Raw genomic sequence first — 21,469 nt, forward strand, 5'->3', positions numbered from 1 at the left:
TTATTTGAGAAAGATAAAAGTATGATAAAAGAAAATCTTAAAAATATCACCTTAAAGATAGAAAAAGCAGCTAAAAACTATTCACCAAATCACAAAGTAGAACTTCTAGCAGTAAGCAAGTATACTGATATAGATTCCATAAAAGAGGCCTTTGCTTGTGGACAAATGCGTTTTGGGGAAAATAAGATTCAAGATTTAAAGCTTAAAGCCCTAGAGTTGCCTAAAGCAAAGTGGCATATGATAGGTCATTTACAAACTAACAAGATTAATGGCATGTTAGAGCTTCATAGTGAAGTTGGCTTAGAGCTTTTTGAAAGCCTTGATAGCTTAAAGCTAGCTAGACTTTTACAAAAACACTTAGAATTTAAAAATGAAACTTTAAACTGTCTTTTGCAAGTTAATAGCGCCAGGGAAGAGAGTAAAAGTGGCTTTTTAGAAGAAGAACTTTTAGAGGCTTTTGAAGTTATAAGTAAAGAGTGTAAGAACTTAAAAATACTAGGTCTTATGTGCATAGGAGCCCATGTAGAAGATAGGGCAGTTATAGAAAAAAGTTTTAAAAAAACTAAGGATTTATTTGATGAGATAGGTGTTTTAAGTGTGCTTTCTATGGGTATGAGTAGTGATTATGAACTAGCTATAGCTAATGGGTCTAATCTAGTTAGGATAGGAAGTGCTATCTTTAAAAAATGACATAAAAAGCTTTTTTTAAAGATAAATGGGATTATTTGTACTAAAATTACGAAATCTAAAATAGATTATCTAGATTAAATTTTTATGCAGTTAATACAGCTAACTTGTAGATATAACTTAAAGCCTTATGCAAGAATTGATTGATTTTAGAGCGATTAAGTGTATTAAAATTATCAAACCCAAAAGCTAAAATAAGGAAATTTGTAATGACCCCTATGTTAGAGCACCCATACTTTGGTGCATTTTTAATCTTCGCATTTACGGTTATAGTATTTCAACTTACACTTAGAGGTCAGAGGATAATCTCTAGATCTCTTGCTAGCAAACGCACAGAAAAGTTAAAAAATGCTCCTTATGAGTGTGGACCCATCCCAGTAAAGCAGCCTAATAAGATCTCTAACCAGTTTTACATCATAGCCCTTTTATTTATACTTTTTGATGTGGAAGTAGTTTTTATGATCCCTTGGGCATTAGAGTATAGACATCTTGGAATCTTAGGTTTTGTAGAAATGATATGTTTTATAGTTTTACTTGCTATAGGCTTTTTTTACGCGTGGAAAAGAGGAGCGCTTTCATGGCAAGACATCAAGTAGACTATACCAAGGGCTTACCTGTAGCTTTAAGCACTGTTGATAAGCTATTAAACTGGGGGAGAAGCAACTCTCTTTGGCCTTTAACTTATGGACTAGCATGCTGTGCTATAGAGATGATGGCAACTGGTGGATCACGTTTTGACTTTGATAGATTTGGGATAATCTTTCGTGCTTCCCCACGTCAAAGTGATGTGATGATAATAGCGGGCACGCTTACTAAAAAGCATGCTGAGTTTACAAGGCGTCTTTATGATCAGATGCCTGAGCCTAAGTGGGTAGTATCTATGGGAAGTTGTGCTAATACTGGCGGTATGTTTAATACCTATGCGACAGTTCAAGGAGTAGATAGGATAATCCCAGTTGATATCTATCTCCCAGGTTGTGCCCCACGTCCAGAGACCTTGCAGTATGCCATGATGGTTTTACAGCAAAAAATAAGAAAACAAAGAGCCTTTACACCAGAAGCAAAAAAACGACTTTTGTAAATTTATAAAGTTATCAAATGCATATGAACTAAAGGAAGTTTAAAGAATGATAAGAAGAAAATCGCCGTCTTTAGACGTGCAAAAAAAACCCTACCATACAGATAGATTCTATGAGCCTATACTTTCGCACAGAGTGGCTTTTGAAGATAGCCCTTTTTTAGAAGTTTATGAAGCCTTAAAGCAAAAAGTAGAAGTAGAAGGTTATGTAGAGCTTAATCAAGCTGTTTTTTATGTAAGCAAAGATGAACTAAGAGAGACTTTAGTAACCTTAAAGTCACTAGGTTATGATGTATTAAGTGAGCTTAGTGCTATAGATAATTTAGCAATTAATAATACCTTAGAGATGTTTTATCAAATACTTTCACTTGATGAAAAAAATAAAGGCAGAAAAAGACTAAGAGTTAAGTGTTCACTTAGTGAAGGCGAAGATATGCCTAGTGTTAGTGATATATATAAGTGTGCTAACTGGAGTGAGAGAGAGTGCTATGATATGCTAGGTATTAGGTTTGAAGGTCATCCTTTTATGAAAAGAATCTTAATGCCAACTGACTGGGTAGGTCACCCTCTAAGAAAAAGTTATCCCTTACAAGGTGATGAAGCTGCTAGTTGGTATGAAGTAGATAAAGTTTTTGGTAGGGAGTATAGAGATATCATAGGACCTGAGCAAAGAGATAGTGCAAGGATAGATAGGGAAGATACAGTGCATTTTGCACGTATAGGCAAGGAAGTCCCAAGAGGTGAAAAGCCAAGCGAGCTAACTACAGAAGTAACTTATCAAGAAGCACATAAGCCTTTAGTTGTAAAAAAACTTAGTCCTAAAAAGACCAAAAAACTAGATAAGAGAAAGTAAGGAGAGGTAGTGGCACAGTTTTATAATAAGCTTCAAACGCAGTTTGAAAACGTTATGTTTGAACAAGATGATAGCCATATGGTCTTAAACTTTGGCCCACAACACCCTAGCGCACACGGTCAGCTAAGACTAGTGCTAGAACTTGATGGAGAAAAAGTTAAAAGAGCACTTCCTGATATAGGCTACCTTCATAGAGGTGTAGAAAAGCTAGCAGAAAATATGATTTATAATGAGTTTATGCCTACTACTGATAGGATGGACTATACAGCAGCAAGTTCTAATAACTTCGCCTTTGCTCATGGTGTTGAAACTTTACTTGGTATAGAAGTACCAAGACGTGCGCACGTTATAAGAGTGTTAATACTTGAGATAAATAGAATCATGTCTCACTTCCTTTTTATAGCAACACATGCACTAGATGTTGGTGCTATGTCAGTTTTCTTATACGCTTTTAAAGGTAGGGAATATCTACTAGACTTGATGGAAGACTACTGTGGGGCTAGGCTTACTCACCATGCCATTAGGATAGGGGGAGTGCCACTAGATATAGATGATAAGTGGATAGATGATGCAAGAGATTGCATGAAGCAAGTTATAGATTCCACTAATCTTGTAAGAGGTCTTTTAGATAAAAACAGAATCTGGCGTTTAAGACTAGAAAACGTGGCAAAGTTTAGCGCTGCTGAAGCTAAAGAGTGGGGACTAAGTGGAGTTATGCTAAGAAGTACTGGCATAAAGCATGATATAAGAAGAGAAGAGCCTTATGCTGTTTATGATGAGTTAGAGTTTGATGTGCCTTATACTAATAGTGGTGATTCTTATGGTAGATATCTACTTTATATGGAAGAGATATATCAGTCTATTAGTATCATAGAACAAGCCCTAAGGCTTTATAAGTACACAGATACACCACTTATGGCACATGCACCAAATTATATATCTTCGCCAAAAGAACAAATCATGACTCAAAACTACTCTTTGATGCAGCACTTTGTTTTAGTAACTCAAGGTATGCGTCCTCCAAAAGGAGAAGTTTACGCACCTACAGAAAGTCCAAAAGGAGAGCTAGGCTTTTTTATAAGTTCACTTGGAGAAGCCTATCCTCATAGGGTTAAAGTAAAAGCACCTAGCTTTTACCATCTTCAGTCTTTGGAACAAAAGCTAGTTGGCCATTACTTAGCAGATGTTGTAACTGCTATAGGTTCATCAAATGTCATCTTTGGTGAGATAGATAGATAACAAGGGAAGGTTTGAGCTAATGAAAAGATATGATTTAAGACATTTGAAGAGTGATTTTTATGGGAAGTTAGAAGAGCTTATGGAAAGTGGCTTAGAGCGTGAAGAAGTTGGAATCTTTTTGTTTGAAAGGGGCGCTTATGAAAACATACAAAAAAGCGCAGACTTTGTAAAAGAAAGAGGCTATATTTTAATGAATTCTTTACAGTTTAACCACGTAGACTGGACCATAGTGGTTAAAAAGCCCTAAGGTAGTAGCTATGATGAAAGATAACCCAAAACTACCTTATAGTGTAAAGGACTTCCCAAAAACCCTTCCTACACTAAAGTACTTTAATACACAAGAACCTAAAAATATTAAAGCTTTTATAGGATGGGATGGGCTAGTTGTATTAGATGAAAGCATAGACTTGTTAGATGCTTTAAAGATGTATGCTAAGCAGTATCAACTTTATGCACAAAGCTGTGGAAGATGTACTCCTGGAAAGTATGGCGGTCGTGTTTTATATGAGATGCTTAATAAGATACAAAACAGCCCTGAAGCAAGTGTAGATGACTTAGCCAAGCTAAAAGAGATATGTAATCTTATGCATAAGACTGCAAAGTGTGAGATAGGCAAAACTACACCTAAGCCTATACTTCAAGCACTAGATACTCATATAGATGTATTTACTAGAAATATAAGTAAAAATAAGCAAAAGCTTAATAAGTCTAATATCATAAAGTATAAAACTCCAAAAGAAGAAGAGGACTTTAAGCTAGAAGGTGAGGCTTCAGATGGAAGCCAAGTCTACTACAAGGCTAATACTTTTGCTAAAGAGATACAATCTCATAATATTAACCCAGACATGCATGATGCTTTTAATGTTTTAGAACGTTTTAAGCTAGCAGTACACTCTCACTCTCATAATCAAACTTATATATCTAAAATAACTGCACCTTGCACTGATATGTGTCCAAGCCATGTAGATATACCCGGATATATAGAAGGTGTTAGGGATAAGCGCTTTTTAGATTCTTTAAGTGCTACAAGAGGGTCCATGCCTCTAGCACAAGTTTGTGGTCGCGTGTGCCCTCACCCTTGTGAGCACGCTTGTAGAAGGGCTATACTTGATGAGCCTATAAGTATTATGGAGTTAAAAAGAGTTGGGGCAAGCTATGAGATGGAGTACAACACTCCTTATATGCACCCAAATTTTATAGAAGCACAAGAAGACTTGAAGAATAAGAAAGTTTGCGTAGTTGGTGCGGGACCTGGAGGTTTAAGTGCGTCTTATTACATGGCATTACAAGGTATAAAAGTAGATGTTTATGAAGCCTTGCCTGTGCTTGGTGGGGCTGTAGCTACTGGCGTTCCTAACTACCGTATGCCTATAGTTGCTTATAACCATGATATAGATATGCTAAAAACTTTAGGTGTTACTTTTCATACTAACTATCCTATAACCAAAGAAAACTTCTTAGATATAGAATCTAAATATGATGCAACAGTGCTTGCAGTTGGCACTAGACTTTCTAAAAAACTAGGCTGCATTAATGAAGACTTTAGCTTAGAAGGCTATCTTCCTGCTATAAAGTTTATGGATCATGTAAACCTAGCTGAAAAGTTTGGCTTAGAAAGTATTCCTGATTTAACTGGGAAAAATGTAGTCTGCATAGGCGGAGGCTTTACTAGTATGGATGTAGTGAGGTGTTGTATAAGATTAAATGCCAAATCTGTCATCATGCTTTATAGAAGAGATGAAGCAACTATTATAAAAAACACTAGTAGTGAAGAGTATCATGAAGCAGTAGAAGAAGGCGTAAAGTTTGATTTTTTAAGTGCTGTCCATGAGATAGTCTCAGAAAATGGAAAAGTAAGGTCTTTAAAAGTAGATAAGTTTGAGCTTAAAAAAGTTGAAGGCTCACCAAAAGGCGAGTTAGTGCCACTTGAAGGTGGTGGTTATACCTTAGAGTGTGACATAGTTATACCTGCTGTTAGTCAAGAGTTAGATGCTAGCTTTTTAGATGAAAGCTTTGGTATAGGGCTAACTAAGCGTCATACTATAGATGCTGATCCTCATAGTTTTTCTACTCCAAGAAAGGGAGTTTTTGCTTGTGGGGATTGTGTAAGTGGTCCTCTAACTATAGTTAATGCAGTAGGGCAAGGCCGCAGGGTTGCAAACGTAGTAAAAAGATATCTACTAGATGGACAGATAAGCTTAAGTGATGATGAGAAAATGGAAGATTTACTAAAAGATGTTGGAGTTTATGATAGCAGTAGAGAGGTTATAGGTTGGATGAAGGGTGATAAGAGAGCCCATAGTGACAAGCTAGAGCCTAGTTTTAGGGCTAAAAACTTTGAAGAAGTAAACTTTGGATTAGATAGGAAAGATGCTATAAAAGAAGCCCAAAGATGCATGAGATGCTATTATATTAGCATGTGTGTTGTGTAGTATGGGAGGTAGAGTTATGGAATCTTTTAACATTAAGATAGATGGTAAAACCTGCCTAGCTTTTGAAGGTGAAAGCATACTAAGCGTAGCAAGAAGAAATCATATCTATATACCCACACTTTGCGATCTTCCTAAGCTTGATCCAGTTGGAGCTTGTAGGATGTGTGTAGTAGAAGAAAGTGATGGTAACGTTATAGCAAGCTGTAAAAGCCTAGCACACAAAGATACAGTAGTTCAAACTAATACTAAAAAACTTCAAGACTATAGAACTGATATCATGCGCTTTTTATGCATTAACCATCCATTAGAATGTGGGGTTTGTGATAAAAGTGGAGAGTGTGAGCTTCAAGATAAAGTCTTTGAGATGAAAGTAGACTTACAGCCTTACTTTTCTCATCAAAAAGAAACTGACTTTGTGCACTTTACTAATAAGATCTATGATGAAAGTCTTTGTATAGTTTGTGAAAGGTGCGCTAGAACTTGTAATGAATACGTGGGTAATAGCGTCTTAAGCGTCTTAAGTGGGGGTTTTGGCTCTAAGATAGGAGTAGACTTTAGTGCCTACTGTGAAGACTGTGATGAGTGTGTGAGTGTGTGTCCAACAGGCGCTATGATATCTACTAGATTCCTTTATACTACTAATGCTTGGGAGTTAGCTAAAAAGCCCTCAGTTTGCACTCAGTGTTCTAGTAACTGTGATATAAACTATGAAGTTAAGACTAACAAAGATGGTATAAAAAAGATTTACAGGGCTAATACTAACTTTCATACCTCCCAACTTTGCCATGCTGGACGACATCGCTACTATGATAATAATATCTCTTTAAAAACTAACGCCTCTTATTTAAATAAGGCCCTTAGTGCTTTTAAAAATGCAAAAGCCTTAAGGCTTTCTACTAAGTCTAGTAATGAAGAAGCACTAATTTTAAGTCTTTTAAGTGAGAAGTTTGGCTTTAAGCTACATTGCGATGAAGCTTACTACTATAAAAGATTTTTAGATTCCACAAACTCTACTTTAGTAAGCGTTGATGAGAGCTTAAAAAATGCAAAAGTAGCTATAGTCTTTGGATCTTATATATATGATGAGTTTCCTAATGTAAGATCTAATCTAGCTAAACATGTCATTAAAAATGATCTAAAAACTATATTTATAAACCCTATCTCTGAAAAAAGATTCCAAAGTGTTTTAGAGCTTAAGTATGAAGTAGATCATGAGCTTTCAGTCGCACTTTTGCTGCTTCAAGCACTTGATTTTAAACATATCCATGAAGAGTACTTTGCTAACTTAGATATGGGAGAAGTTATAGCTGAAAGCAACATTAGCGATCATGAGTTAGAAAGCCTAAAGCGTATATGTTTTAAAGCCCTTTTTAGTAGTGCACATAAAGAGCACAAAGAAGAATCTAGTAAAGATTCTATAGTTATACTGGTAGGACCTGATATCTATACTCACAAAGATGCAAGTACTTTAGCTTATATCTTCAAGCTTTTAAAAGAGATGCTTGATATTACCGTGATACCTCTTCCTTATAACAATACACTAGGTATATTAGGAAGTTGCAAGTTAGAAAAAGATGAGTTTTTGCAAGATTGTATTATAGGTTATAGGAGTGAAGGAAGTTTTATTTTAGATGATGTTATGAGTGTTTTAAGACATGACTTTTTACTTCCTAGTTTTAATCATATAGAATCTACTTTTATAAACTTAAATCTAGAGCTAGTTAAAGCAAGCCCAGCACTTGAGTATGTAGATAGTGAGGGTGAAGACTTATTAGACTTAGCAGATATAGCAAGAGAGCTTTTAGATAATGACAAAGATTATCTAGTTGAGTACACTAAACTTTTAAGTTTTAATAAAACTTCTTATGATGCCCTAGCTAGGAGAACTAAGATAGCACTAAGCCTAAAACCTAGTCTAAGTAATGCAAGTGATTTGACTAAAGACTTACTTCCTTTAGAGTTAGAAGCTAGTGAAGGCAGTGGCAGTTATATCTACCATGCAGGCCAAAGTGGTAATATTAACACTTTTGCGCCTTTTACCTTACTGGTATCTAAACAGTTTTGTATAGCCCATGGCTTAAAAGATAAAGATGAGATAGAGCTAAAACTACAAAGACCTTTTAGTAAGACTAGAGATGAAGAATGTGGCTGCTTTGAAGATGACCAACAAGAAATTAACAAAGATGCCAGTCAAGTTTCTAACAAAGAGGAGTCTATGGAGGATTTGGGGAAAAAGCCTTTACCAAAAAGCGGAGTTTGTGTAAAAGTACAAGTTGAAGGCTATCTAACAGGTATGGTAGCAGTACTAAAAGCTCCTTTAGCTTCATCAAAAAAATATTTTGACTTTGTTAGGATGAGTGATAAATGATAAAGATAACTATAGATTCCATAGAGTTAGAGTGTGAAGAGGGCGAGACAGTATTAGAGATCGCAAGAAAGAACAATATACAGATTCCAAGTATATGTTACTTATCTGAGTGTTCGCCAACTTTAGCTTGTAAGATGTGTATGGTAGAAATTGATGGTAAAAGAACTTATAGCTGTAATGCAAAAGCAAAAGATGGTATGAATATACTAAGCAATACAGAAGAGATAATAAAAGATAGAACTGCCATCATGCAAACTTACTGCGTTAACCACCCACTTGAATGTGGAGTATGTGATAAAAGTGGAGAGTGTGAGCTTCAAGACTTTACACTTTATACTAAAGTACCTACCCAGGAGTATGGCTTAAAAGAAAGCGATAAAAGAGGCTATCGTTTTGCTCAAAGCACTTATGATCCTAATCTTTGCATAATGTGTGAAAGATGTGCTACTACTTGTAAGGATAATATAGGTTATAGCAACCTAAAAGCAGGCAAGGCTAAGCTTTTTACACCTGAGGACTACAAAGAAAGCATGCCTAAAGATCCTTATAGTGTTTGGTCTAAGAGACAAAAGGGCTTAATAGAGTTTGTGGGGACAAGTGAGTGCAAGGACTGTGGGGAGTGCATAAGTGCTTGTCCAGTTGGTGCTATGACTTATACTGGCTTTACTTATACTAGTAATGCCTGGGAGTTAGAAAAGATACCTTCAGCTTGTACCCATTGCCCAAGTGGCTGCTTTATAAGCTATAACATGAAGATTAATAACGCTGAGCGTCATCTAATCTATAGAGTGCAAAATGACTATCATTATAATCCAATCTGCGGGGCAGGGCGCTTTAGTTATGACACTAGTTTTTATGCTACTGCTATGCCAGAAGTTATAGATATAGCACTAGAGCGCTTACAAAAGGCCACTAGTTTGCATATAGGAAGTGATGTTACTAATGAAGAAGCCTATCTTTTTAGCAAGATCGCTACTAGGTTGAATGTGCCTTTATTTAATACTGAAGCTTTTAGGCTTAAAAAAGTTTTAGATTCTATAGAATCTAGTCACTTTGCAAGCTTTGCTGACTTTAAAACTGCTACTTCATTTATAAGTATAAACTCACTTTTTAAGTATGTTAACCCAAGTATAAAATTTAGGATTAACAACAACTTAAAACTAAAAAAGACTACTAAACTTTTAAGCTTTGCACCTTTTATAGATAAGCACCTAGCCACCCTTGGAAAGGGTGTAAAACAAGTTGTAAGTAACTTAGAAGATACTCTATCTATCTTGCTTGCACTTTGTAATGAAAATGGACTTCAATATGCTAATAAAGAAGCTTTGCAAACACTTAGTTTTGAAGGCTTTGGAGAGCTTCCTTTAGAAGAGCTAAAGTTAGAGCCTAAAGGAATCTTACTTTTAGGAGATCATAGCCTAGCTAGTTTGGATGATAAAGCCCTAAGTTTTATGGGCTACCTTTTAAATCTTTTATGTGCTAAGTTGGATTTAAAAGTTATGATTTCAACACTAGGAAGTAACACTTTAGGAGTTGCAAATCTTTGTGATCTTACTAAAGAATCTGAAGTCAAAAAAGACTATGTAGTAGGGCTTAGGGCTAGCGGGGATTATGAGTTTAAGTCTTTAGCTTTAAGAAGCCTAGATAAAGAGCCTAACTTAGAAGCTATTTTCCCACTGCCTTTTAGCACTCAAGTTGATGGAAGCTTTACTAACGTAGAACATAGAGTTTTAAGGCTAAATCCAGGAAGCTACTATGAAGATAGCACTCTTAAAGAAGGCATCTATCTTGATACTATAGCTAATGCCTTTGATATTAAGTGTGATAGTTTAAGTGATCTAACTAGTAAGCTTCACACTTTAAATAAGGCTTATAAAGACTTAGATTACAAAGACTTTAAGCTAGAGATAACAAAGAGCGGGGAAGATGTTAGAGGCTACTTCTTAGATCATAAATCTGTAGATTCTATAAATTTAGAAGTAGATATAACCCTTCCAGAAAAAAAAGCATTTAACGCCCTTTTATTAAATCCAAAAGAGCAGTTTAATATACAAACTAAATATAGCGCCATCCTACAAACTAAGGCAGGAGTTTACATAAGCCCTGAGTTTGCAGCTAAGTTAGAGTTAAAAGAAGGTAAAGAAGTGGTATTTAACATGCAAGTTGATACTCAAAAACTATCTTTTAAAACTAAGGTTTATATAGATTATGACTTAGAAGGTGAGATATTTTTAGTATCACCGCTAATAGATGGTATAGAATCTATTTTTAAACCTAGCCTATTAGCAACCCTAGCTTTAGAACAAGATATGAGCATTAAAGAACAAAAATTAGAAGAGGTACAAGCATGAGTGCATTTATAATAGAAACTATCATAAAAGTATTAATTGTAGTTATAGTATTTGCAGCCTTAGGAGCCTTTGCTACGTATCTTGAAAGAAAGGTTTTAGGGATCTTTCAACGAAGGATAGGCCCTAGTTTTGTAGGACCTTATGGGCTATTACAGCTTGTGGCTGATGCTATAAAGCTTTTTTCTAAAGAAGATGTTATGCCTAAAGGGGCTAATAAGATAATCTTTTCCATAGCCCCAGTTGTAGCCATAGTAACTGCACTTACTTCTATGGCAGCTATCCCTTTCTTTCCAGACTTTCATCTTTTTGGATATGAGATAAAGCCTATCATCTCAGATATAAACGTAGGGCTTTTATATTTTATAGCAGTTGGTGCAGTTGGAATCTATGCGCCTATACTAGCTGGTCTTGGTAGTGGGTCTAAGTGGTCTTTATTAGGGGGAGCTAGGGCTTGTATGCAGATTATTAGCTTTGAAGTAGTTGGAGCTTTATCAATCTTAGGCCCTATTATGATAGTTGGGTCTTTGTCACTAGTTGATATGAATGCTTATCAAGCAGGTGGTATATCACACTGGCTAGTTTGGAAGCAGCCAGTTGCTTTTATAGTTTTTATGATAGCTAGTTATGCTGAGCTTAATAGAACTCCTTTTGACTTACTAGAAGCAGAAGGTGAGATGGTAGCTGGTTTTTGTACTGAGTATAGTGGCCTTAAATGGGGACTTTTCTTTATAGGAGAGTATGCTCATATGTTTGCTTTTGCCTTTGTTATAAGCCTACTTTTCTTAGGTGGATTTAATGATTTTTATTTCATTCCAGGTTGGTTAGCCATCATCATTAAGGTCATAGTATTTATATTCTTCTTTATGTGGGTTAGGGCAACTTACCCTCACGTAAGGCCTGATCAGATGATGTCTATGTGTTGGAAGTTTTTAATGCCTTTAATGCTTATAAGCATAGTAATTACTGGTTTAGTTTTATTATAAGGATAAAAGATAATGCAAAATGATAAAAAAGAAAAAGTATATAGATTTGTAGAAGCTACATCTACACCCCAAAATAACGCAGAGATTTTTTCACGAAGTATAAGAAGAGCTATAGGCATGGATATGTTTGTAGGTCTTTGGTTAACTTTAAAGGAGTTTTTTTCCAAACCAGTTACGGTTAACTACCCTTTAGAGTTTCAGCCTTTAAGTCCTAGATATAGAGCAGTGCACAATCTCCAGCGCATGCTTGAATCTGGAAGTGAACGCTGCATAGGTTGTGGTCTTTGTGAAAAGATATGCACATCAAACTGCATAAGGATAACAACTAGTGTTGGACAAGATGATAGAAAAAAGATAGATGACTACACTATTAATCTAGGGCGCTGTATTTACTGTGGGCTTTGTGCTGAAGTGTGCCCAGAGTTAGCCATAGTTATGGGAACTAGGTTTGAAAACGTAAGTGAGCAAAGAGCACATTTTGGGCTAAAGCAAGATTTCTTAAAAGATATAGAAGATGCTAAGTTTCATAGGCAAAGTGAGTTTGCAGGTTTTGGTTCTATAAGTCCTAATGCTGATAAGCTTATTAAAAAAACACCACTTGAATATTAAGTTAAAGGCAAAGATATGTTTGAAAGTATTGCGTTTTATGTATTTTCTGTTTTAACGCTAGTTTCATTTTGGGTAGTTGTTAGAACTAATAATATTTTGTACGCCCTTGGAGCCTTAGCCTTAGGGATGATATTAATCTCTGGCTTTTTCTTTTTACTAGATGCTGAGTTTTTAGGTGTTGTGCAAATAATGGTTTATACCGGGGCTATAGTTGTGCTTTATGCCTTTGGTATGATGTTTTTTGATATGCAAAAAGATGTTATTGAGCGCTATCAGCATAAGGCCATACTTTGGTTTTTATGCATAGTTGTAGTCATAGTCTTAGTAGTCACTTTAGGTAATCAACAAATACCAGTTTTTGTAGGAAGTCTTGCTAGCAGTTCTGTAGTACCAGATACTAAGCAGCTTGCACATGCCTTATTTAGAGACTACATAGTAGCCTTTGAAGCAGCAGCTATCATGCTTTTAATGGCCATGATAGCAGGCGTTGCTACAGGCTTACAAAAGGTTTACATGTTTAAAGAAGATAAAAAAGATTCTAAAACAGAGCACAAAGGAGATGACAAATGATAGGTTTAAATCACTATTTAATAGTAAGTGCTTTAATGCTTGGCATTGGGATTTATGGTGTTTTAAGACGTAAAAATGTGTTAATGCTTTTGTTTTCCACAGAGATTATGCTTAACGCACTAAACCTAGCTTTTGTGGCTATAGGACATTATATGTTTGATGTTCAAGGGCAGATTTTTGCTCTTTTTGTCATAGCAGTAGCAGCTGCAGAAGCAGCAGTAGGCCTAGGACTAGTTATCATGTGGTATAAGCGTCATAAGACTTTAGACATTGATGTTTTAACCAAGATGAAAGGTTAAGAAATGGATATGTTCTATCAACCACAATATATATACGATAGGCTTTTTGCCCTCTTATTATTCTTGCCACTTGTTGCAGCAGTAATAGGTGGTTTATGGGCTACTTCAAAACCCATTAAGCTTATAGGTTACTTAAACTCTATCCTTTTAAGCATAAGCTTTTTGATAGCGTTATATTTTTTAGTTGTCATCTTAAGATATCCAGATGTGGCCTTAAACTTTACGCTTTGGAACTTTTTAAATATAGGTACGTTTTGGGTGGACTTTTCTTTTTCTATAGATAAGATAAGTATCATCATGATGTTAGTAGTGCTTTTTGTGTCATCTATGGTACATTTTTACTCCATAGGTTATATGAAAGATGATAAGAGTTTTAATCGCTTTTTTGCTTACCTTGGCGGCTTTGTTTTTTCCATGCTCTTATTAGTTGGAAGTGATAACTTCTTGGTACTTTTTGTAGGATGGGAAGGTGTAGGGCTTTGTTCTTACTTGCTTATAGGTTTTTGGTATGAAAGACCTAGAGCAAACTTTGCATCTATTGAATCTTTTGTCATAAACCGTATAGCTGACCTTGGGATGCTACTTGGAATCTTGCTTATATTTGTTCAGTTTGGAACTTTGAAATACACAGAAGTTTTTGAAGCCATGAGTCATGCAAGTACTACATCCCATGTTATCTTAAACTGGATAGGTATCTTACTTTTTATCGGTGCTATGGGCAAGTCAGCTCAGTTTCCACTTCATACATGGCTAGCAGATGCGATGGAAGGTCCTACCCCAGTTTCAGCCTTGATACACGCAGCGACTATGGTTACTGCAGGTGTTTATTTAGTTATAAGAGCAGCCCCACTTTATGACCTAGTGCCAGGAGTTAGCTACTTTATAGCCATATTAGGTGCTTTTGTGGCAGTTTTTGCAGCACTTATGGCTGTGGTTAATAAGGACTTAAAAAGAGTTATAGCTTACTCAACTCTTTCTCAGTTAGGCTATATGTTTGTTGCAGCTGGACTTGGAGCTTACTGGATAGCTTTATTTCACCTATTTACTCATGCTTTCTTTAAGTCACTTCTTTTCTTGTGTGCAGGTAATGTAATGCACGCTATGAAAGATAAGCTTGATATTAGAAAGATGGGTGGTCTTTGGAAATATATGAAAGTTACTGCAGTGTTTATGACACTAGGAACTATAGCTCTTTGTGGTATTTATCCTTTTGCTGGATATTTTTCAAAAGATAAGATTCTAGAAGCTGCTTTTAGTGGCGGTAACTACTATATATGGGCAGCTTTGTTTATAGGTGCTGGTTTAACTGCATTTTATAGCTTTAGACTTTTAGTCTTAGTTTTCTTTGCACCAAAAAATCATGATGAAGAACATCCTCATGAAGGCTCAAAAGTTATGCTTTATGCTATGACTCCTCTAGCTATTTTAAGTGTTATAGCTGGTTTTGTAAGTGCTTGGTTTAGTCCTTTTGTAACTTCTGAGACACCACTTAGACACGCCATGCACCTAGTGCCAACAACTGAGTGGATACTAATAGCTGCTACTATGATTTTTGTCATAGTTATAAGCATCATTTCTATACTTTATTATAAAGATGGCTATAGATTTAAACAAAAATACAACTTTATCCATGTCATTTTGACCAAAGAGTACTATATACCTCAGTTTTACAACCTAGTTTTTGTTAAGACTTACACTGGCCTATCATGGTTTTTCTGGAACATAATAGACCGCTTAATAATAGATAAGATAGTAAACTTCGTGGGTAAATTCTTACTCTTCTTAAGTCATATATTACAGCCTATACAAAATGGAAATATCAGTACATCTTTAAGGCTTATGACTTTTGGTATCGTGCTTTGTATCATCTTTGTATTGCTAATGTTTAGCTCACTGTAGGGAGGGGAAGTAATGGAATATTTATTAACCGTAATAGTACTTTTTCCGGCTATTGCTAGCATTTTTATTTTTATGATGGGCAATAATGTAGCTAAGCCTTTTGGGATAATAATAGCCCTTATAGAGCTATGTCTAGTTGCGCTTTTATGGACACTATTTGATGGTAGTAATCCAGGATTCCAGTTTGTACAAAACGTGCACATAATCACGCACCTTGGTATTAACTACTCTATAGGAGTTGATGGAATCTCGCTTTTCTTAATAGCACTAAACGCAGTCATCATACTTTTAGCTACGTTTTATCTAAACCAGCCTCATGAGAAAAACCACTATATAGTAGCTCTGCTTTGGCTAGAATCTATACTTATGGGTCTTTTTAGCTCTTTAAATATGCTTTTATTCTATGCGTTTTGGGAGCTATCTTTACTACCTATACTTTACATAGTAGGTGTATGGGGCACAGGTGATAGAATCTATGCTGCACTAAAGTTTTTCTTATATACTTTTGCAGCCTCTTTAATCATGCTAGTGGCCATACTTTACACAGCCTACTTGTACAAACTTCAGTTTGGTGTATGGAGTTTTAATGTCATAGATTGGTATCACTTAAGTCTTCCTTTCAGTGTTCAAATCTGGCTTTTCTTGGCCTTTTTCATATCTATAGCTGTAAAGATTCCTATCATACCTTTCCATACGTGGTTACCTTATATATATACGGATGCGCCGACTTTAGGAAGTGTTATCCTTTCAGCTACGCTTTTGAAAATGGGAACTTACGCACTGGTTAGATTCTCTTTGCCATTTTTCCCAGATGCAAGTTATTATTTCTCATTTCCGATTGCGATCTTAGCGCTAATCATGATAGTTTATGGAGGCTTTATAGCCTTTAGGCAAAAAGATATGAAGATGACTATAGCTTATAGCTCTATATCCCACATGGGTATAGTCATACTTGGAATCTTTGCTTTTAACGTAGAGGGTATAGGTGGGTCTATATTTTTAATGGTTGCACACGGGATAGTAAGTGGTGCGCTATTTTTCTTAGTAGGTATGCTATGGCATAGGAGACATACAAGGATGGTTGATGAGTATAGTGGTATAGCATCTGTTATGCCGCATTTTTCAAGTTTCTTTGCGCTTATCATGCTAGCTAATGTTGGGCTTCCTCTAACCGTTGGCTTTGTTGGAGAGTTTTTAAGCTTACTAGGTTATTTCAAAACTAGCCCTGTTATAACTGCCATAGCTGGCACTACTTTAATCATCTCTGCAATTTATATGCTTTATCTTTATAAGAGTGTGTTTTATGGGAAGCTAAAAGATGGCGCTTGTGCTGCTTTAAAAGACTTAAATGCTAGAGAGTATTGGGTTTTAGTTCCTATAGCTGTGTTAGTAATCTTTCTAGGTGTTTATCCAAATGCTATTTTAAAACCCATAGAGACTTCAACTCACTCTTTAATAACTCTTATGAAAGAAAGATCAGTTCTAGAATCTACAAGGATGCATATAGATAAAGTTAGCCTAGAGACTTTTAACTTAAAACCTAGTGCTAACAATAAGGAAGTAGCAAATGCAGTGGATAACAAAAGCATTGCAAAAAATAATATAGGAGCAAGTAATGAATGAGCATGAATTATATTTACTGCATGTGCAAATTAGTCAGATAATAAGTAGCTCAATTACTTTCATACCTTCTCTAATAGCAGTTTTAGGTGGTATAGTGATACTTATTGCTAATGCTTTTACTAAAAATTTCTCTCGTAGCCTAAATGTAGCACTTGGCATGCTATTTCTTATCATAAACTTAGCCTTTACACTAAGTGCTGGGTATATGGGAAAAATTGATGTTTTAACCATAACTTCTCAAGGGATAATACTCGCTGCTTCAATAGTCTTCTTGCTTTTAATCATCTCTAAAAAGAGGTATGCAGAGTTTCAAACTCCAGAGTTTTACACCCTTTATCTAATAATGGTTGCAGGCTTTGAGATCATGGTTACTTCATCTAATCTAATAGTTATATTTATAGGGTTAGAGATAGCAAGCCTTCCACTAGCAAGTATCATCGCGCTAAATAAAGAAAGATATGGGCTAGAAGGCGGTATAAAGTACTTTATAATGGGTGCTTATGCAACAGTGTTTTATATACTAGGTGCTATGTTTATTTACATGTTTACTGGCTCGCTTAATATGCAAACAGTCTTCCACCATTTAATGCTAATAGGAAGACCAGTTGATGCTTCTCTTATAGCCTTGCCTATACTTGGTGTTATATTTATGATAGGTGCTATAGGGTTTAAGATATCTTTAGTTCCATGGCATTCGTGGATGCCTGATGTTTATGAAGGTTCTAACCCAGTCATAGCAGGTTTTATATCTATAGTGCCTAAGATTGCAGGTTTTATGCTAGCTTTTAGAATCTTAGTTCCACTAAGCTCTTATATAGACTATGTGACTAATACTAATATTATGAACATACTTTTCTATGTGCTTATAGTCTTTACTATGTCAGTTCCAAACTTACTAGCCCTTTTACAAAAGGATGTAAAAAGGATGCTAGCTTTTAGTTCTATAAGCCATTCAGGCTACGCGCTAGCTTGTGTTTATTTAAATGCTTTTGCACCACTTTTTATGTATTGGATACTATTTTTGATAACTAATGTGGGTGCTTTTTCCTTACTTTGGGTTTGCAAAAACAAAAAGCATTTTTGGAATGAAAGATATGATCATCCTTATGAAAAGTTTCAAGGTTTAGTAAGATTCCATCCTATCATGGCCATGCTTTTTGCTATCTTCATGTTATCTTTAGCAGGTGTTCCGCCATTTGCAGTATTTTGGGGGAAAATCCTAGTTGTGATGACTGCCTTAGCTGAAGGTCATGTTTGGCTTTCAATTATCATGATGTTAAATAGTGCTGTTGCAGTTTATTACTACTTAAGATTGATAGTTTATATGTTCTTTAAAAAGCCTATAGTCACAGATGGTAGTGTCTATCTAGAAAATCAAAATCTAGCTATAGAGATAGTTATAGGTATAACTGCACTTCTTTGTGTGTTTTCTATCTTTGTGGTTGCTTTTTTCTCAAACTATGTTCCAGTGTTTGCCCACTTAATCTAGTTTGATAAAGTTTTACACATGCAAAAGCAAAAGGTTGTAGTTTCAATAGGCGATATAAATGGAGTAGGCCCACAAATCGCCTTAGAATCTCACCCCAAGCTTTCAGAGATTTGCTCTCCTTTTTATGTCTGTGATCATGCACTTTTAGAAGAAGCAAGTAGACTTTTAGGCTTAAAAAATCCTATCTTAAAAAGTCACTGTCTTTCTTTAAATATGCCTTTTAATATAACTCCAGGTACTATAGATTCTTTAAGTGGTGCTTATAGCTTTACCTCTTTTAAAAAAGCCTTAGAGCTAGGAGATAAGATATTAACCTTGCCTATACATAAAAAAGCTTGGCAGTTAGCAAGAGTTCCTTACGCAGGGCATACTGAGTATTTACGTGAAGTTTTTGGGGATGGCATCATGATGCTAGGTTGTAAAGAGATGTTTGTAGCTCTTTTTAGCGATCATATTCCTTTAAAAGAAGTATCTTCACTTATCACCTTAGAAGGTCTTAAAGACTTTTTATTAAGATTCTACAAAGACTACTTAGAAGGGCGCGATATAAAAGAAGTTTGTGTTTTAGGCTTTAATCCTCACGCTGGTGATGATGGTGTTTTGGGAAATGAAGACTTTGCTATAAAAGATGCCATAACTTTTATGAATGAAACGTTAGGAAGAAAGCAGTTTGTAGGTCCCTATCCACCAGATGCTGCTTTTATACCTAATAACAGGGCTAGGTTTTCTCACTTTATAAGCATGTATCATGATGCAGGACTTATACCTCTTAAAGCACTTTATTTTGATGAAAGCATTAATGTGACTTTAGGACTTCCTATAAAAAGGGCAAGTGTTGATCATGGAGTAGCTTTTGATATAGCCTATAAACCTAATAATAACTTAAGTACTAAAAGTTATATTAACGCAGCTAAATTTCTAGTAGAGTAGTTTTAAGCACTTATAATCTTACACTAGCCACTTTTGCTAGCTAGTAAAAGTCAACTTTTTTGTATGTAAAAACATCGTTTTATATAAGCAGTTTCAATCTCTTTACACTATTAACTAAATCTTTATTCCAACAGTTTCTTTTTCATATTGCTTGTTGTTTGTGTATGTTTTTTAATAAAAAGGGGTTTATCCCCTCCTTAACTCCCGCGTAAAACCTGCAAAAGTGTGCGCTTTCTTGAAAGTACAAGCTTCCTTGAAACTAGTACTAGTTGTTATAAGCAACTAGGGCTTTCTTTTTTTCTTTCTTTTTTTTGGAGAACCTTTTTTTAGTGTGAGCCAAGGGAAGGGTCTTAGCATATATCCGTTTTTAGCAGATTCTAGCAAAACGAAGCTTCCTTGAAAATGTAAGCTTTCTCGAAAAATCACGCATCCAACGCAAAATAACTGCCCATTAAATACGATCTATAAATCACAGCTCTAGATACTTTACCTAGACTTCAAACTCTATAAATCTTAGTTTCTGCGATCATCTCATCATAGCCTTCTAAAACTTGTGGATCAGGTTTTTGTAAAAGGCTAACTACGATTATGGCTATAGCTGCTAGTATAAAGCCTGGGACTATCTCATAGATATGAAAGTACTGATAAGTAAAGTTTTTATGTATAACAACCACAACAGCTCCAACTATCATACCAGCTATGGCGCCACCTACTGTCATCCTTCTCCAAAATAGTGAAAAGAAAACTACGCTTCCAAAGCTTGCACCAAAACCAGCCCAAGCATAAGCCACAACTGAAAGTATGCTAGAATTTTTATCAACTGATAAGAAAAAAGCAACTATCGCAACTACTAAAACTGCTATACGGCTTATTATCATCATGCTTCTTGGGCTTGCATCTTTTTTAAGAATCTTTTTATAAAAGTCTTCAGCTATGCTAGAAGAGCTAACTAAAAGCTGGCTACTAGCAGTACTCATGATAGCAGCTAGTAGGGCTGAAAGTAAGATTCCAGTAATCCATGGGTTAAATAAAAGCTGAGACATAGCTATGAAAACTTTTTCTGGGTCATCTAGACTAAGGTTGAATTTTAAAACATAAGCAAAGCCTAAAAGTCCAACTAAACAAGCTCCAATAAGACTTATAACCATCCAGCTTATACCTATAGCAGTAGCTGCTGGAACATCTTTAACGCGCCTTAAAGACATAAATCTAACTATGATGTGAGGTTGCCCAAAGTATCCTAACCCCCAGGCTAGAGAAGAGATAATCCCAATGACTGTGGCACCATGGGCAAAGGAGAGGTGGTTAACTGAGTGCTTAGTATCGTAGTTTACTATGATATCAAAAGCTTCTTTTATCCCACCTAGATGGTAGATTAAAACTATAGGAAGCACGATTAAAGCTAACATCATAAGTAGGCCTTGCACCAAGTCTGTCCAACACACAGCCATATAGCCACCAAAAAATGTATAAAGCACTATAACTAAAGCGCCAATAACAAGAGCATAGCTATAGTTTAGATGAAAAGTTCCTTCAAAAAGTTTAGCCCCACCTATAAGCCCACTTGATATATAAATAGTAAAAAATACTAAGATAACTATGGCTGAGATTATCCTTAGCGCGTGACTTTTATCATTAAATCTACTAGCAAAATAATCAGGAACAGTTAAAGAATCTGAAACAACACCAGTAAAAATCCTAAGTCTTTTAGCCACAAAACTCCAGTTTAAAAATGCACCAATACTAAGTCCTATGGCTATCCAAGCATCAACAACTCCAGTTGCATAAAGTGCCCCTGGAAGACCCATAAGTAGCCAGCTACTCATATCAGAAGCACCAGCTGAAAGTGCACTTACAGCTGGCCCCATATCTCTTCCACCTAAGAAAAATTGAGAAGAGTTAGTAGTCTTTCTCCAAAAGTAAAATCCAATTGCTAACATGACTAATATATATATTCCAAATGTAGCAAAAATAGCAAAGCTTATACGAACAGTTTCCATGAAGTAATCCTTGAGATATTGGGCTAATGCAAGTAGCAAAAAAAATCTACGAGATGGGA

General features: G+C 35.6%; 18 protein-coding genes. 17 read left to right on the forward strand and 1 reads right to left on the reverse strand.

Translation table 11 applies throughout. From position 1 onward, the window contains the following. Window positions 1-21: 21 nt before the first annotated feature. The 17 genes from BKH43_RS03645 (at window position 22) to pdxA (ending at window position 19,410) form a co-directional block, all read left to right on the forward strand. Window positions 22-690 carry a YggS family pyridoxal phosphate-dependent enzyme gene (locus BKH43_RS03645; RefSeq protein WP_095228675.1) on the forward strand — a complete coding sequence of 223 codons (669 nt, stop codon included), beginning with the start codon at window positions 22-24 and terminating at the stop codon, window positions 688-690. 206 nt (window positions 691-896) lie between these two features. Beyond that, entirely contained in the window at window positions 897-1,283 is a 387-nt protein-coding gene (locus BKH43_RS03650) for an NAD(P)H-quinone oxidoreductase subunit 3 (RefSeq protein ID WP_095228676.1), read from the forward strand. Then, a complete protein-coding gene (locus BKH43_RS03655) occupies window positions 1,265-1,768 on the forward strand; it encodes an NADH-quinone oxidoreductase subunit B (protein ID WP_095228678.1) in 504 nt (167 codons plus the stop codon). Before BKH43_RS03650 ends, BKH43_RS03655 begins: the two co-directional genes overlap by 19 nt. A gap of 46 nt (window positions 1,769-1,814) precedes the next feature. Beyond that, window positions 1,815-2,618, forward strand: coding sequence for an NADH-quinone oxidoreductase subunit C (locus BKH43_RS03660; protein ID WP_095228680.1), 804 nt, complete (start codon window positions 1,815-1,817; stop codon window positions 2,616-2,618). Between the two features lie 9 nt (window positions 2,619-2,627). Next, the gene (gene nuoD, locus BKH43_RS03665) at window positions 2,628-3,857 is read left to right on the forward strand and encodes an NADH dehydrogenase (quinone) subunit D (RefSeq protein WP_095228682.1); all 1,230 of its coding nucleotides are present in this window, start codon (window positions 2,628-2,630) and stop codon (window positions 3,855-3,857) included. Between the two features lie 19 nt (window positions 3,858-3,876). Next, window positions 3,877-4,104, forward strand: a complete 228-nt coding sequence (locus tag BKH43_RS03670; RefSeq protein WP_095228684.1) for an NADH-ubiquinone oxidoreductase subunit E family protein — start codon at window positions 3,877-3,879, stop codon at window positions 4,102-4,104. Window positions 4,105-4,114: 10 nt separating this feature from the next. Next, entirely contained in the window at window positions 4,115-6,289 is a 2,175-nt protein-coding gene (locus BKH43_RS03675) for an FAD-dependent oxidoreductase (RefSeq protein WP_095228686.1), read from the forward strand. Between the two features lie 16 nt (window positions 6,290-6,305). Continuing rightward, window positions 6,306-8,657: a 2Fe-2S iron-sulfur cluster-binding protein gene (locus BKH43_RS03680; RefSeq protein WP_172402300.1), complete on the forward strand. Its 2,352-nt coding sequence runs from the start codon at window positions 6,306-6,308 to the stop codon at window positions 8,655-8,657. After that, complete coding sequence (locus tag BKH43_RS03685) at window positions 8,654-11,008, forward strand: 2Fe-2S iron-sulfur cluster-binding protein (RefSeq protein WP_095228690.1); 2,355 nt, start codon at window positions 8,654-8,656, stop codon at window positions 11,006-11,008. Before BKH43_RS03680 ends, BKH43_RS03685 begins: the two co-directional genes overlap by 4 nt. Further along, window positions 11,005-11,991, forward strand: a complete 987-nt coding sequence (gene nuoH, locus BKH43_RS03690) for an NADH-quinone oxidoreductase subunit NuoH (RefSeq protein WP_095228692.1) — start codon at window positions 11,005-11,007, stop codon at window positions 11,989-11,991. The genes BKH43_RS03685 and nuoH overlap by 4 nt, the downstream gene beginning before the upstream one ends. Before the next feature lie 12 nt (window positions 11,992-12,003). Then, window positions 12,004-12,600, forward strand: coding sequence for an NADH-quinone oxidoreductase subunit NuoI (nuoI, locus tag BKH43_RS03695; RefSeq protein ID WP_095228694.1), 597 nt, complete (start codon window positions 12,004-12,006; stop codon window positions 12,598-12,600). A gap of 15 nt (window positions 12,601-12,615) precedes the next feature. Beyond that, window positions 12,616-13,170, forward strand: a complete 555-nt coding sequence (locus BKH43_RS03700) for an NADH-quinone oxidoreductase subunit J (RefSeq protein WP_095228696.1) — start codon at window positions 12,616-12,618, stop codon at window positions 13,168-13,170. Beyond that, window positions 13,167-13,469 carry an NADH-quinone oxidoreductase subunit NuoK gene (gene nuoK / locus BKH43_RS03705; protein WP_095228698.1) on the forward strand — a complete coding sequence of 101 codons (303 nt, stop codon included), beginning with the start codon at window positions 13,167-13,169 and terminating at the stop codon, window positions 13,467-13,469. The genes BKH43_RS03700 and nuoK overlap by 4 nt, the downstream gene beginning before the upstream one ends. A 9-nt stretch (window positions 13,470-13,478) precedes the next feature. Further along, complete coding sequence (gene nuoL / locus BKH43_RS03710; RefSeq protein WP_095228752.1) at window positions 13,479-15,368, forward strand: NADH-quinone oxidoreductase subunit L; 1,890 nt, start codon at window positions 13,479-13,481, stop codon at window positions 15,366-15,368. Between the two features lie 12 nt (window positions 15,369-15,380). Next, window positions 15,381-16,991 (forward strand): NADH-quinone oxidoreductase subunit M, encoded by a 1,611-nt coding sequence (locus BKH43_RS03715; RefSeq protein ID WP_095228700.1) that lies wholly within the window; start codon window positions 15,381-15,383, stop codon window positions 16,989-16,991. Then, window positions 16,984-18,480 carry an NADH-quinone oxidoreductase subunit NuoN gene (gene nuoN / locus BKH43_RS03720; RefSeq protein WP_095228702.1) on the forward strand — a complete coding sequence of 499 codons (1,497 nt, stop codon included), beginning with the start codon at window positions 16,984-16,986 and terminating at the stop codon, window positions 18,478-18,480. The genes BKH43_RS03715 and nuoN overlap by 8 nt, the downstream gene beginning before the upstream one ends. Before the next feature lie 18 nt (window positions 18,481-18,498). Then, window positions 18,499-19,410 carry a 4-hydroxythreonine-4-phosphate dehydrogenase gene (pdxA, locus tag BKH43_RS03725; protein ID WP_095228704.1) on the forward strand — a complete coding sequence of 304 codons (912 nt, stop codon included), beginning with the start codon at window positions 18,499-18,501 and terminating at the stop codon, window positions 19,408-19,410. 497 nt (window positions 19,411-19,907) lie between these two features. Here pdxA and putP read toward each other — a convergent pair whose 3' ends face one another. Further along, entirely contained in the window at window positions 19,908-21,410 is a 1,503-nt protein-coding gene (putP, locus tag BKH43_RS03730; protein WP_095228706.1) for a sodium/proline symporter PutP, read from the reverse strand. Window positions 21,411-21,469 lie beyond the last annotated feature (59 nt).

Source organism: Helicobacter sp. 13S00401-1 (genome assembly GCF_002272925.1).
In the GTDB taxonomy this organism is placed as follows: Bacteria; Campylobacterota; Campylobacteria; order Campylobacterales; family Helicobacteraceae; genus Helicobacter_I.

What these genes read in the sequence shown, in the direction of transcription:
- BKH43_RS03645 (WP_095228675.1), top strand. Translation starts at nt 22, where the DNA reads ATGATAAAAGAAAATCTTAAAAATATCACCTTAAAGATAGAAAAAGCA.
- BKH43_RS03685 (WP_095228690.1), top strand. Translation starts at nt 8,654, where the DNA reads ATGATAAAGATAACTATAGATTCCATAGAGTTAGAGTGTGAAGAGGGC.
- nuoK (WP_095228698.1), top strand. Translation starts at nt 13,167, where the DNA reads ATGATAGGTTTAAATCACTATTTAATAGTAAGTGCTTTAATGCTTGGC.
- BKH43_RS03680 (WP_172402300.1), top strand. Translation starts at nt 6,306, where the DNA reads ATGGAATCTTTTAACATTAAGATAGATGGTAAAACCTGCCTAGCTTTT.
- pdxA (WP_095228704.1), top strand. Translation starts at nt 18,499, where the DNA reads ATGCAAAAGCAAAAGGTTGTAGTTTCAATAGGCGATATAAATGGAGTA.
- nuoL (WP_095228752.1), top strand. Translation starts at nt 13,479, where the DNA reads ATGTTCTATCAACCACAATATATATACGATAGGCTTTTTGCCCTCTTA.
- BKH43_RS03655 (WP_095228678.1), top strand. Translation starts at nt 1,265, where the DNA reads ATGGCAAGACATCAAGTAGACTATACCAAGGGCTTACCTGTAGCTTTA.
- nuoH (WP_095228692.1), top strand. Translation starts at nt 11,005, where the DNA reads ATGAGTGCATTTATAATAGAAACTATCATAAAAGTATTAATTGTAGTT.
- BKH43_RS03700 (WP_095228696.1), top strand. Translation starts at nt 12,616, where the DNA reads ATGTTTGAAAGTATTGCGTTTTATGTATTTTCTGTTTTAACGCTAGTT.
- putP (WP_095228706.1), bottom strand. Translation starts at nt 21,410, where the DNA reads ATGGAAACTGTTCGTATAAGCTTTGCTATTTTTGCTACATTTGGAATA.
- nuoI (WP_095228694.1), top strand. Translation starts at nt 12,004, where the DNA reads ATGCAAAATGATAAAAAAGAAAAAGTATATAGATTTGTAGAAGCTACA.
- BKH43_RS03660 (WP_095228680.1), top strand. Translation starts at nt 1,815, where the DNA reads ATGATAAGAAGAAAATCGCCGTCTTTAGACGTGCAAAAAAAACCCTAC.
- nuoN (WP_095228702.1), top strand. Translation starts at nt 16,984, where the DNA reads ATGAATGAGCATGAATTATATTTACTGCATGTGCAAATTAGTCAGATA.
- BKH43_RS03715 (WP_095228700.1), top strand. Translation starts at nt 15,381, where the DNA reads ATGGAATATTTATTAACCGTAATAGTACTTTTTCCGGCTATTGCTAGC.
- BKH43_RS03650 (WP_095228676.1), top strand. Translation starts at nt 897, where the DNA reads ATGACCCCTATGTTAGAGCACCCATACTTTGGTGCATTTTTAATCTTC.
- BKH43_RS03670 (WP_095228684.1), top strand. Translation starts at nt 3,877, where the DNA reads ATGAAAAGATATGATTTAAGACATTTGAAGAGTGATTTTTATGGGAAG.
- BKH43_RS03675 (WP_095228686.1), top strand. Translation starts at nt 4,115, where the DNA reads ATGATGAAAGATAACCCAAAACTACCTTATAGTGTAAAGGACTTCCCA.